This is a genomic window from Elusimicrobiota bacterium (assembly GCA_026388095.1).
Classification (GTDB): domain Bacteria; phylum Elusimicrobiota; class Elusimicrobia; order UBA1565; family UBA9628; genus UBA9628.
Window position 1 is genome coordinate 34,933 of the sequence record JAPLKL010000044.1, and the last position, 12,215, is coordinate 47,147.

A 12,215-nucleotide genomic window follows, 5' to 3' on the forward strand; every position below is an offset into this window, starting at 1 on the left:
GGCCAGGCGGCCGAAAGACTACGTCGCCTTCGGCGGGATCTTCCCCGAATCCTGCGGCGCCAACCGCATCCCGCTGGCCATGAGGCTGGCCATGAACGCCGAGAGCATGTTGGCCCCGTCTCCCTGCGCCCCCGACACCACGATGTCCGGCGTGATCTTCACCTTGCCGCTGGAGACCTGCTTCATCACCTCGATCATGGCCAGCGGCGCCTGCCCCAGCGCCAGCGCCTGCTTGGTGTAGGCCTCGGCCGTGGCGTGGCCGATGGCCCGGATCTTCTCGCCCTCGGCCCGCCCCACCGCCTCGATGCCCGCCGCCACGCCCTCCTGCTCCAGCTTGGTGGCCGCGCCGCGGCCCTCGGCCCCGATGATCAGCCCGGCCTTCTGCTGGGTCGCGATCTGCACGTCGATCTCAGCCTTCACCAGGCTCGGCTGCAAATCCGCCTGGGCCTTGGTCTTCTCCATCTCGCGCCGGCGCGACTCCGCCTCCTGCTGGGCGTCGAACATGGATTTCTGCTGGGTGGCCACCACCTTGTTGGTCAAGGTCTGCATCAGCCGCTCGGGCAGCATGATCTGGCAGATGAGCACGCTCACGCACTCCACGTGGTAGCGCCGCAGCTCCTCCTGCACGTGCTGCTCCGCCATCTGCTGCTGCTCGTGGCGGTCCTGCATGAACTTCATCGCCTCGGTGGCCGAGGCCTGGTTGCGGTACGAGCTGTCGATGAGCGGATGGATGACGTGCTCGATGAGGTTCTCGATGGTCCCGATGCGCGCCACCATGTGCGGCGCCTGCTGGGGCAGGACCCGGATGATGACCTTGACCTCGACCGTCATCTCGAAGCCGTCCTTGGACACGATGGCCAGAGGGTCGAAGGCGCGCGGGCCTTCCTTGCCCTCGGTCTTGCCCGAGGCCCAGTCGATGGTGATGTTGGTCGTGGGGATGATGTGCGGGGTGTAGGCCAGCTTGTTGAGATAATAGGTCCCCGGCCCCGCCACCTCGCGCTGGATGCCGCGGTAGCCCGCGTCGACCACGTAGCGCTCCATGCCGTATTTGAGAGCCTCATCGGACTTCGCGTCCGTTTTCGCGGCTGAGCCGTCCGTGGCCGGGTCCTTGCCGATGTTGGAGACGATGACCGCCACCTCGCCGCGCTGGACCACGGCCACGTCGTCGAGAGAGGCGTCGAACATCAGCGGGTTGATGTAATAGGTCCCGGGCCGCAGGAAGTCCAGCTGAGGGCCGCGCTGGCCGGCGTTGGACAGGAAGCCCGCCGCGTCCTGGTAGTCCCGGTGTCCGGGCACGATTTTGCCCACGTACTCGGTCGGGGGCAAGGGGTCGCCGTCCCGGGCGGTGATGAGGCCCACCTTCTTGGTGGGCACGACCGTGGCTTCCCGAACCTCGACCTTGAAGAGTTTGGTGTTGACGCGGTAGGTGCCGGGCAGGAGGATGTCGATCTGGGGGCCCTTCTGCCCGCCTTTCTCGATGAAGGCCTGGCCGTCCTGGAAGTTGTTGTGCCCGTCCACCTTCCGGCCGAGCAGGCGGCCCGGCGCGATGGGCTGGCCGTCCGCGGCCACGACCACCCCGATATGGCTGTTGGAGATGTTGACGGCCGGCACCTTGTCCACGCGGAAGAGGTAGGGGTTGATCCGGTAGAAGCCCGGAGGCAGGACCTGGAGTTGGGGGCCTTTCTCGCCGCCGTTGGTGAGGAAGGCGGGGGCGTCCTGGAAGAGGTTGTGCCCCGTGACGACCCGGGCGAAGATGCTGCCGGGCGGGACGGGGCTGCCGTCGATGGACTCGATCAAGCCGACCTCGTTCTCGCCCACCACGAACATGGGGTGCTTCTCCGTGCGGTAGAGGAAGGGGATCAGGAAATGCAGGCCCGGGCCGAGGATGCGCGCCTGGATGCCCACCTCATCGGCCATGGCCACGACGCGGCCGTCCGGCATGGAGCGGCCGAGCCAGCGGCGCTCCAGCACCGCCACCTGGGTTCCGCCGACGACGACGATGGAGTTGTAGGCGAACCAGAGGGTGAGGATGATGGCCACGGCCACGCCCAGGCCCGTCACGGAAAGGCCGAGGATGCCGGCGAAGGCTGTCACGATGTTCATGCTTTCTCCTTATGCTGTTCTTGCAGACCCTATCATTTCCCATCCTCCGCGACAACCGTATGCGCGGAGACATAGGCTTTAAGCCGGTCGGCGGAGATGACGTCGCAGGCGCAAGTGGGGCATTCCTTCCTGTCGACCGTCAGAAGCTGCTTGCAGCGGGGGCAGACTCGGATGACGGATGGGTCCACGAATCCGGCGAGCTTGGAGAGGGTCATGATGGCGCCGCAGGGACAGGTGTCCTCGGAGCAGGGCTTGGCGCAGCGGGGACACGGGATGGGACGGCGCGCGGGCTCGAAGGAGATTCCGCAGTCTTGGCAGCGAGGGGCTTGCGGGGAGTTCCCCGTTCCGCAGACCGGGCAGGCCGCGAGGGCGTCTTCCTTGGGCGCGGCTCCGGCTGCGTCGGGGAGGCATTCTTGGCAGCTGGTCTCCACGGCGAGCTCCAAGGGCATGCCGGCCTCCAGCTTCTCCAGGATCTTGCGGCTCAGGATCTGGCTCAGATCATGCGGGGCGGGGGCGGTGGGGCTCTCGGCGGCAGGGGTTTCTTCTTGAGCGGCCGCAGCCGGGCTTGGATGTTCGGCGAGCTCCACGCCGCATTCGGTGCAGACTCCTCTTCCGTCTCCGGATTCCTCGACTTTTCCGCCGCATTCGGGGCAGCCTGCGGGCTCGGGACTGTTGGACATTGGCAGGCCGCACTGATCGCAGAAGGCCGCGTCCGCGTCATTGTCCGCGCCGCAGGCCGGGCAGGCTGAGGCTGGGGCCTTGACCGTCTGGGACGGCTCCGGCGCAGGGCTCTCTCGTGGGGCTTTTTTCAGGGACTCTAGGCAGTGATAGCAGACCTGGCAGCCGTCGTTATTGTCTTTGCCGCATTTTGGACAACGGATCATGAGCCGCCTCCCGGATGCTGGAGAAGTGATTATAGCGTACCTGGGGCTGATCCCGCCGCTGCGGCCGCGGTCAGATTGATATAATGCACTCCATTCGATGAAGCCCCGGCTGGCTCTCTTCCTCGCCGTACCCGCAGTCTGGGCCGCGCTCCATTACGGCGTCCTCGCCTACATCTTCCTCCATCCTGCCTCGATCAGTCTCTCGATCTTCACCCAAACCCTCAAAGTCCTGGCCCGCCTGGCCGTCATAGCCTGGCTGCTCGCCGCCTCCATGGGCCTCGGCCGCATCCTCCTAAAGCCCCTCGCTTTGCCCTACGCGGACCAAGCCGAGCGCTCCATCCTCGAAGCCGGCCTCGGCCTCGGCCTCCTCAGCCACACCCTCTTCATGTTCGGACTCCTGCACCTCTGGAAGCCCGCGCCCTTGGCCGTCCTATTCGTCCTGATGACCATGACCGCATGGACAGCCGCGCGGCCCCTGTGGAACAAGCTCTCCATCCCGACACGACTGACCTGGCCCCAAGCTCTCTTCGCCGCGCCCATCTTCCTGGCCGCCCTCTACGGCCTCATCTCGGCCAATGCCCCGCCCACGGAATGGGACTCTTTGGCCGTCCACCTCGAGCTCCCCAAGCTCTACGCCCAACTCGGACACCTCCTGCCCCTGCGCTGGCTCTCCCACGGCTTCGACCCCATGGCCGTCGAGATGTTCTACGTCCCGGCCCTCGTCTTCAAGTCCGCCGAGCTGCCCGCGCTGGTCGCTCTTCTTTTCGAAGGCCTCATGGCCGCCGCCCTCTGGGCCTTGGGCAGCCGCATAAGCTCCCGACCCGCAGCTCTTGCAGCCGTCGCCCTATTCCTTTGCCAGCCCGCCGTCGTCAGCGTCAGCGGCACGCCCGGAACCGACTTCGGCGTCGGCCTGTTCGCCATGCTCGCCTTCTGGACCGCCTGGCGCGCCGTCGAGACCAGGCAAGGCCGCTGGCTCATCCTCTCCGGCGCGCTCAGCGGTCTGGCCGCCGTGTCCAAGACCACCGGCGTATTCCTGGCGGCGGCCCTGGCGGCCATGCTCGCCTTCGTCGCGCTGCGCCAAGAGCGCGCTTTGCGCAAATGGACGCTCGCCTGGGCCGCGGCCGCGGCCCTCTTCGCTTTGCCCTGGTTCCTGCGGACATTCATCTATATGCACAATCCCATCTGGCCCTATTTGCCCCAGCTCTTCGGCGGCAGTCCCAGGGATCTCTACATATTCGCACGGCTCAAGGACGCCACCTTGGAAGGCCTCGGCACCGGCTGGCGCCAGCTGCTTCTGCTGCCCCTGCACCTCATCTTCGAGGACCCGGACACCTTCCACCATTCCAGCCGGGAGCTGCTCATCCCCTTCCTCGCGTTGGGCGCCCTCAACTGGCGCAGCGCCTGCAAAGACCCTTTCGCCAAGTGGTCTTTCGCCTATCTGGGCCTCTTCACGCTCCTGTGGTTCCAAGCCGTGCAGAACTGGCGCTACTTCATCCCGCTCATGCCGTGGCTCTGCCTGCTCACCTGCGGCTGGGCCGAGCGGACCTGGCGGCAGGCAGGCTGGCGCGCGGGCGCGGCCTGCGTGCTCGCAGTCGGTTTCATCGCGGTCCCGGCCCTGTCCGCCAACAACGCCCTTTTCCCGGTGCTCGGACTGAGGCCCCAAGACCCCCGGCAAAGCCCGCAGGACGCGTATCTGAGCCGCAACATCGATTCCTATCCGGCCATGGCCTATATCAACCAAACGTTCCCGGCGGATGCCCGCATCCTCCTCTACCGGGAGGTCCGGCCCTTCTACCTCGACCGCTATGTCCTCATCGGCGACCCCCAGAACGAGATGCTCATCCGCTATGAAGAGCGCGACACGCCCGAAGAGCTCTACCGGCGGCTGCGCGAGCTCGGCCTGACCGCGGTTCTCGTCGATCCCCATCTGGAGACCTTCAGCACGCGCGTGCCGGGCTTCATGCGCGCCGAAGCCTTGCTGAGGACCGTGCTGCAGCGCTACGCCGCACCCCCCGTCGACATCAACGGCGTCTGGATCTATTCTTGGAGGACGCCGTGAGGATCGCGCTCATCCCCATCTACAACGAGGAGACCACGCTCTCCGGGGTCCTGCAGTCCGCCAGCCGCTGGGCGGACTACCTGGTCCTGGTCGACGACGGCTCCTTGGACGGCTCCGCCCGCATCGCCCGCGATTGGTGCCTCAAGCGCGGGGCCAAGGGCGCCTTCATCGCCTTGCCCGAGAACCAGGGTATGGGCGCGGCGCTCAAGGCGGGCTTCATCCATATCGCGCGCGGCCTCGAAGCCGGACATTGGCGGCCCCAGGACCTGGTCGTGTTCGTGGACGCCGACGGGCAGTACCAGGACGCCGCCCCCCTGAGGCTCTGCGCCCATGTGGAGAGCCGCGGCTGCGACGTGGCCTCGGTGCGCCGCGATTTCTCCCTCTACCCCTTCTACAAGCGCTTGGGCAACAGCCTGCTCAGCCTCTGGGCCGGCCTCTTGTGCGGACAGCGCTTCTACGACATCGAAGCCGGCATGCGGGTCATGAAGGCCGGGATGATCCCGAGCCTGTTGGAGTACTTCATGGGCTTGCGCTACAGCTGCTCGCAGGAGATCGGGATCATCTCGGTCCTGCTGGGCTTCAAAGTGGACAACACCCTCGTCCAGCCCGTGAGCTACTACCGCTCCCGGACCCGGATCATCGACTTCCTGGCCAACGCAGCGGTGGGGCTCATCGCGAGCCTGCGGGTGCGTTTTCGGCGCAAGGTCTCCGGTACGTGAACGCCTGGAGCCCCGCCCAGGCCAGGATCAGGAGCCACGCCGTGACCCCGCCCCAGAGCAGGCGCTCATACCACGAGGTGTCCACTAGGCTCGACATCGGCAGCTTGAAATAGAACTTGTCGAACCATAGCAAGGTCATGCTGCCGGCCGACAAGGCGCCGAGCACGGTCATGCCTGACGGCAGGGCCACGGCGGGGAGGTCCACGAGCAGTCCCAGGATGGGGGTGAGGAGGAATCCTATGGGCTTGAGCGCCGCCAGCGCGGCCAGAAGACGAGGATTCCAGACCTTGCCCATGCCGGAGTAGGCGGCAGCAACGGAGATGTGCGAGAAATCCAGCCGTCCCCCGGGCAGGACGTAGGCCCACAAGCACAGCCCGACCAAGCCCAGCCCTTCCCAGAGCGGCACCGGCACCACGGTCAGCAAGGCCCAGCGCCAGCCGGCCAGCGTCGCCAAAGCGAGCAGGCACGCTTCGCTGCCGGAGGATTGCGTGCGGCAGAAGGCCAGGCCGGCCAGGCTGGCCCAGAAGGCCTTGGCCTGAGGCGGCAGGGGCGAGAGCCAGGCCGCGCCCAGCGAGAGCAGGCAGAGCCCCCACGTCCAATGACGCAGGGCCTGCGGCCAGGGCAGAAGAGCTAAAACCACGGGAGCGACCGCGACGGCGCATGAGATCATGGCCGGCTTGCGGCCCAGCTCCGCGACCAGGCGCCGGTAGAGCACGGCCGCCAGGGCCAGCGCGGCGCCGAGCTCTACGGCGCGCCAAGGAGCGGCGCCGAAACGGCGCAGGTCGAAATGAGGCAGGCAATAGCGCAGCGTGGACATCTCCGTCCCGCTGGCCCAGGCGCTCATGACGGCGCAGGCCGCCAAAGTCGCCGCGGCCCAAGCCAGGGGCGGCAGTCCGGGCCGCTCCCACCGGGCCAGCCGCAGCGCGAGCAGAAAGACCAGGACGGCCCACGACCAGAGGGAGACGTCCACCAGGCTCGGGAAGGCGATGGTAGCCAGCGCCGCCCACCACAGAAACCAGCCCCGCCAGCTCAGGGCCGGGGCATCCAGCCCGGAGGACATGCTCAATAGGAGCAGTCCAGCCGAGGCGGCCAGCCCCCAAGCCATGGCCGGCGGCCAAAGACCGTCGATCCGCAGGGGGAGGACCAGAAGTCCCAGGCATAAGGCCACCAGGACCCCGGCAGCGATCCGGGTCCTGGGCCGGGCCATGGGCCAAGCCGCGCTGAAGGAAGCGGCCAGCACCATCAGCCACAGCAGCCAAGTCAAGCGCCCGACCCACTGGCTCGGCGAGTGCGCATCGAGCTCATGGTCCACGGCCGCCACGGCGCGCTCCGCGGTTGCGGCGCTGCCGCTATAGGCGCCGGCCTGCCAGCGGGTCCGGGCCTGCTGGAGCGCTGAATCCGGATCGCTCGTCAGCCAGGGCCAATCGGTGCGCGCCGCGAACCAGCGCCTGCGGCGCTGCTCCAGCAGGTCGAGCATGACCGAGGCCTTGTCGCGCGCGGAGATCTCAAAAGCTTCGAGGTGCGGCAGCCCTCTGGCTTGGATCGGCGGCGGCAGGCCCATGAACGCGGCCAAAGTGGAAGCCGAATCGTTCTGAGCGAACGTCCCCAGCCGGCCGGGATGGATGCCGCGCCCCCAGAGGACGTAGGGCACCCGGCGGACGACCATCTCCATGCCGCCATGGCTGCCGTCCGCGGCTTGTCCGTGATCCGCCGTCACCAGGACGGCGGCCTGCGGGCCGGCGGCCGCGGCCAGCTCCATGATCCGTCCGTCCAGCCAAAGCAGCTTGCGGCGGTAGTCGGCCGAGCGGGTGCCTTCGCGATGCCCGATGCCGTCGAGGTCGAAGAGGTGGATGGCCAGGAAATCCCAGCCGTCCCCCCGGAGGATGCGCATGGCCCGGCGCAAGACCTCCGGGTCTTCCGGGCGGCCCGTGTAGGCGACGAGCTCCATGTGGGCGGCGTGGTCCTTGAACAGGGCGGGCCAATCCTGCTGGCCTATGGTGAACACCCGGCGGCCGGCCGCGCTGGCCCGGGCCATCACCGAGTCGCGCTCCCAGTGCGCCGGCATCCCGCCCAGGAACACGGGCTCCGGCACTCCGGTCCGGCCGCTCAAGAGGGCCCGCAGCCCGTTGGGGGTCAAGGTCGGGAAAGACGCCAGGGCGGTCCCCCAGGCCGCTTGCCGCAACTGGGCCTGCAGGCGCGGCATGAAGCCCGAGGACAGGGCCATGTCGGAGCCCAGCCCGTCGACCATGATGAAGATCAGGCGCGGCGCCACAGGCGCGCGGGCTCCCGCGATGGGCACCGGTTGGACTTTGGGTGTGAAGCGCTCCGCCCGGGGTATGAGCAGGGGGACCAAAGAGACGGTCCCCAGCAGCGCCGCGGTGAAGATCCCGGCGCAGGCGACCCGGCCCGTGGAAAACAGGCGCTCGTTCAAGGCTCTTCGGGTGGGGGCGCGGAGACGCGGCGATCCAGCCGGATCAGGTAGACGCAGACCGCGGCCCAGCCGGCCGCGCGCAGCAGGGCCCAGCCGGCCCCCAACCAATGCAGCGTCACCAGGTCCAGGACCAACCCGACCAGGTTGATCAGCGCGAGGACGCCGCAGGCGAACAGCATGATCTTGCGCAGGAGTCTCATATCGTGCGGGTGACCTTGTGCAGGCCCTTGGGCCGGTCCGGGTCAAGGCCCCGGGACGCGGCCAGGTCCAGGGCGGCCAGCTTGAGCTCCACGTCGAGCAGCAGGGCGCTCAAGGGCGCCTGGCCGCCCGCGGGCCAGAGCACCTCATGAGGCGTGCCGCGGCCGCGCAGGGCCTTGCGCACCCGGGCCAGGTCGTCCGGGAGCTTGCGGCCCGAGGGCGAGAGGAGCAGGACCAGGTCCCGCGGTCCGCAGGCGCCCACCGGGCCGTGCAGGAAGGAGGCGGCGGAATGGGCGGTGGCGTGCAGGCCCGCCAGTTCGCGGAACTTGAGCGCCGCGTCCTTGGCCACGGCGTAGAAGGGGCCGCGCGCCACGAGGCTCAGGACGGGGGCGCGGCGCAGGCGCTTCCAGGCCGCGGCGAAGCGGCCGGCGGGGGGGAAGTCCCGGGGCCGGGAGAGGTAGCGCGCCAAGGCCGCCTGGGTCTCGCGGAGCTCAGCCTCGGCGGGCCAGCCGCACCAGAGGCGCGAGGTCCATAAGGCCAGCCAGAGCTGCAAAGAGAAGGTCTTGGTCGCGGCCACGGAGAGCTCGGGGGAGCTGGAGAGCAGGATGTGGCGCCCGGCCTGCCGGGCCAGAGGGTTGCGGGCCGGGTCCGGCTCGTTGGTCACGGCCACGCCCTGGGCGCCCCAGCCCATGAGCTTCTTGAGGGCGGCGACCACGTCCGGGCTGCGTCCGGACTGTGAGAAGGCCCAGACCACGCGTCCCCGGAAATCGAGGGGCCGGCGGGCCTCGAAGACGGAGTGGGGGTGGACGAAGTCGGCGCGCACCCCGGCGTAAGCCTCCCAGATGTACTTGGCGAAGAGCGTGGCGTTGTCCGAGGAGCCGCGGCCCACGAGGTGGACCGAGCGGTCCGCGGCCTTGAGCAGGCAGCCGCGCAGCCGCTGCGGGGCCTTCTCCGAAAAGGCCGCCAAGAGCGCCGGTATCTCGTGGATGTCTCGCCAGGTGCTGGTGTCGCTGGCCTTCATGGGGTCACATTATAGCCCTTTCTCCTGCGGGGGACCAACGTCCTAGGAAGCCGTGGGACTATAGCCTCTGGCGCAAGCTTCGTTCCTGAGCTATACTGGTCGGGTCGCTCCATTATGCCGTTCTGGAGATGAAACCATAAAGAAATCATCCTTCATCATCCTCGCCGTCGCCGCGCTAGCCGCCTCGGCCTCGGGCCAGACGAGTTCGTCTATGCCCAAGGACCCGGCTTTCGCCAGGACCCTGGTCGCCGAGATCCAGCGCTTCGACCCGGCTCAGCCGGGCGACGACAAGTCTCCGGCCGTCTATTGGGTGAAGCAGGCCGTCCAGAGCCCCGAGCCGCGCCAGCAGGTCTGCGAGCTCCTGGATACGCTGGGCCCGGACGGGGCGGCCGCGAAGTCCAAGCTCATATCTTTGGCCGCGGCCCCGCTGGCGCTCCCGCCCGATGCCAAGGCGGCCCAGGTCCCCGGGAACCTCGCCTCCGCGGCCGCGGACTCTGTTCGGAAGGTTTCATGGGACGCGGCCGGCTCGCGACTGGCTTTCGACGGGGACAAGGCCCGCTCCGAGGGCGGGGCGATCCCCGTGCCCGGGGTCCCGGGCGGGACGCACCCCCCCGAGCTCTCCCCCTACCAGAACCTGCCCGATCTGCTCACCAAGCCCACGCCTCCGGGGACCATCAAGGTCGTGGCCGTGTCCGTGGACAAGCTCCAGGACCTGGCGCGCAAGCAGGTCTATTCGGAGCGCCAGGCGGGGCTCGACAAGGCCCTCGGCATCACCCAGGGCGTGGGCGTAGACGGCGGAGGGTTCTTCAAGGTGAAGATCCTCAACCCCGACGAGGTGAGGGCCGACCCGGTCAAGCAGGCGGTGCGCGACGAAGCGGCCAAGAAGGGCGAGAAGATCGTGTTCGTGCGCACCGACACCAAGGTGCAGATGGGAGCCAGCGCTTCCATCCCGATCGAGAACCCGACCGGCGTGCCGGGGGTGTCCTTGGGCGTGGGCCTGCGGATCAACGGCATCATCGAGATCGTGGAGACCCGGGCCATCCCGGAGGACAAGGCCGGCGCTTGGCTGCACGCGGAGCAGCGGGTCTTCCTCTGGCCGCTGACGGCCAAGCACCTCAAGGAGGTCATGCGCCCTGGCGAGGACCTGACCATCACGGGCCGCCTGGACGAGGGCGCGGCCCAATCTTTGGGCTTCGGCTCGAGCCTGGGCCTGCCCAAGTACGCGCACGTGGGCGTCAACGCGGGCGCCAGCGTGGGCAAGGCCGCGGACCAGTGGGTCTCTCTGCACCTCAAGAAGATCGACGACGACCATGTGCGCATCCTGCTGCAGAAGGCCGACGGCGAGACCTTCAGCACCAACGTGGCCGCCTCGGCCGGCCTGCAGATCTACAACGACCTGCTGATCCCGCAGGTGACGCCGACCTCCTTGGAGCAGGGGCTGGTGGGGAAAGCCGTGCTCAGCGGAGAGAAGGGGATCATGCACCAGATCGAGCAGCTGGCCTCCGCCTCGCTCTCCGGCTCCTGGAGCCAGGGCAAGGACGACCTGGAGGCCGAGGGCTGGGCCTCGGTGCCGCTCTCCGATCCGAAGGTCGGCGCGGCGCTCGATTCCTTCTTCAAATTCCGCCCTGAGGCCCTGCGGGGCCTGCCCGCGGAGGGGACCTTCGCCCAGGAACTCAACGCCGGCCGCTTCAAGGCGGATGTGCGCGACATCACGACCAACGCGGCTTTCCAGGCGCACATCTCCAAGCTCAAGATCGCGCTGGCCGACGGCACCGCCTTCTACGAGGTGCGCTGGCGGCAGGACGGCGCGCTCAAGCACTACGTGGTGGGCCTGACGAACTTCAACTACCACGGCGACGTCACCAAGACCAACCGCTCCGAGCAGATGGCGCTGTGGTACGACCTCGACACCAAGAAGACCGCGGTCACGGTTGCCCTGGGTCCGCAGAACCGGCTCATGACCACGACGCGCGAGAAGGTCAACGACGTCATCGCCACGCAGAAGGCCATGGGCGTGCCGGTCAGCGGCAAGTACGACGAGCCCAAGCCGTACCTCCAACTCTTTGGACTGGGCAACATCGGGCGCAGCGAGGAGACGGGGAGCTTCTATCTGTCGGACGAGGGCGTGCAGGCTCTGCGCGGCGCCAGCCGGGAGCAGCTCGTCGCCGCCTACCTGCACGCGGACTGGATCTACGAGAAGGAGAGCTGGGAGCCGGGCCGGAACTTCTGGGCCATGTCCTCCAAGCCTCCGGCCTGGGCCGAGACCATCGACCCCGAGGCGCTCAAGCCCGTTCTGGATTTCCTGCACGACCACGCCTCCGAGGCCCGCCGCCTGCAGGGCGCCGACAAGAGCAACCGCGGCCAGTTGGCCGCGCTGGAGGCCCGCTACCGGAGCGTGGCTCCGGGCCGCTATCTGATGGGCGACGCCTGGGCCTACACCGACGCGAGCGACTACGCCAACCTGGTCGGCGACATGCAGCGCTCCGACAACCCGGAGCAGCTGGTGGAGCTGTTCATGAAGTTCCGCCACGACGACGGCCTGGAGCTCAAGCGGGCGGTGGTGGCTACGGCCACGCTGGCCGGGGAGCGCGTCGGGCCGGACGGCAAGCCGGTTCCCAACTGGCAGGGCTGGATCCAGATGACGGGCAAGAACGTGCAGCTCGTGCCCGCGGGCGGCCCGCCGCCGCTGCCGCTGCATCCGGTCGGCGAGCTCCAGACCTTGCTCGGCCGCTGGCAGTAGGCCCGACGGCCCAGCTGCCTCTGGGCCATCTGCGCGGGGCGCCTTTCCCCTATGGCCCAG

Annotated in this window: 8 protein-coding genes; 3 read left to right on the top strand and 5 right to left on the bottom strand. The window is 68.4% G+C overall.

Annotated features, from left to right (window positions below; all coding sequences use genetic code 11):
• Nucleotides 1-18: 18 nt before the first annotated feature.
• Nucleotides 19-2,103: an SPFH domain-containing protein gene (locus NTY77_10545; protein MCX5795923.1), complete on the bottom strand. Its 2,085-nt coding sequence runs from the start codon at nt 2,101-2,103 to the stop codon at nt 19-21.
• Between the two features lie 32 nt (nt 2,104-2,135).
• Nucleotides 2,136-2,987, bottom strand: a complete 852-nt coding sequence (locus NTY77_10550) for a zinc ribbon domain-containing protein (protein MCX5795924.1) — start codon at nt 2,985-2,987, stop codon at nt 2,136-2,138.
• A 97-nt stretch (nt 2,988-3,084) separates the two neighbouring features.
• Between NTY77_10550 and NTY77_10555 the strand changes: the two genes are divergently transcribed.
• Nucleotides 3,085-5,046: a glycosyltransferase family 39 protein gene (locus NTY77_10555; GenBank protein MCX5795925.1), complete on the top strand. Its 1,962-nt coding sequence runs from the start codon at nt 3,085-3,087 to the stop codon at nt 5,044-5,046.
• The gene (locus NTY77_10560; protein MCX5795926.1) at nt 5,043-5,765 is read left to right on the top strand and encodes a glycosyltransferase family 2 protein; all 723 of its coding nucleotides are present in this window, start codon (nt 5,043-5,045) and stop codon (nt 5,763-5,765) included. The genes NTY77_10555 and NTY77_10560 overlap by 4 nt, the downstream gene beginning before the upstream one ends.
• Here the strand turns inward: NTY77_10560 and NTY77_10565 are convergent.
• The 3 genes from NTY77_10565 to NTY77_10575 are packed head-to-tail and all read right to left on the bottom strand — an operon-like array spanning nt 5,716 to nt 9,415.
• The gene (locus NTY77_10565; GenBank protein MCX5795927.1) at nt 5,716-8,196 is read right to left on the bottom strand and encodes an alkaline phosphatase family protein; all 2,481 of its coding nucleotides are present in this window, start codon (nt 8,194-8,196) and stop codon (nt 5,716-5,718) included. The two genes, NTY77_10560 and NTY77_10565, sit on opposite strands and share 50 nt — an antisense overlap.
• Nucleotides 8,193-8,396, bottom strand: coding sequence for a hypothetical protein (locus NTY77_10570; GenBank protein MCX5795928.1), 204 nt, complete (start codon nt 8,394-8,396; stop codon nt 8,193-8,195). The genes NTY77_10565 and NTY77_10570 overlap by 4 nt, the downstream gene beginning before the upstream one ends.
• Nucleotides 8,393-9,415, bottom strand: coding sequence for an SIS domain-containing protein (locus NTY77_10575; GenBank protein ID MCX5795929.1), 1,023 nt, complete (start codon nt 9,413-9,415; stop codon nt 8,393-8,395). The genes NTY77_10570 and NTY77_10575 overlap by 4 nt, the downstream gene beginning before the upstream one ends.
• A 211-nt stretch (nt 9,416-9,626) precedes the next feature.
• Between NTY77_10575 and NTY77_10580 the strand changes: the two genes are divergently transcribed.
• Nucleotides 9,627-12,155, top strand: coding sequence for a hypothetical protein (locus NTY77_10580; GenBank protein MCX5795930.1), 2,529 nt, complete (start codon nt 9,627-9,629; stop codon nt 12,153-12,155).
• Nucleotides 12,156-12,215: the final 60 nt, after the last annotated feature.

Excerpts from the sequence above, each read along its gene's own strand:
- NTY77_10545 (MCX5795923.1), bottom strand. The coding sequence starts at position 2,103 with ATGAACATCGTGACAGCCTTCGCCGGCATCCTCGGCCTTTCCGTGACG.
- NTY77_10550 (MCX5795924.1), bottom strand. The coding sequence starts at position 2,987 with ATGATCCGTTGTCCAAAATGCGGCAAAGACAATAACGACGGCTGCCAG.
- NTY77_10555 (MCX5795925.1), top strand. The coding sequence starts at position 3,085 with ATGAAGCCCCGGCTGGCTCTCTTCCTCGCCGTACCCGCAGTCTGGGCC.
- NTY77_10570 (MCX5795928.1), bottom strand. The coding sequence starts at position 8,396 with ATGAGACTCCTGCGCAAGATCATGCTGTTCGCCTGCGGCGTCCTCGCG.
- NTY77_10575 (MCX5795929.1), bottom strand. The coding sequence starts at position 9,415 with ATGAAGGCCAGCGACACCAGCACCTGGCGAGACATCCACGAGATACCG.
- NTY77_10580 (MCX5795930.1), top strand. The coding sequence starts at position 9,627 with ATGCCCAAGGACCCGGCTTTCGCCAGGACCCTGGTCGCCGAGATCCAG.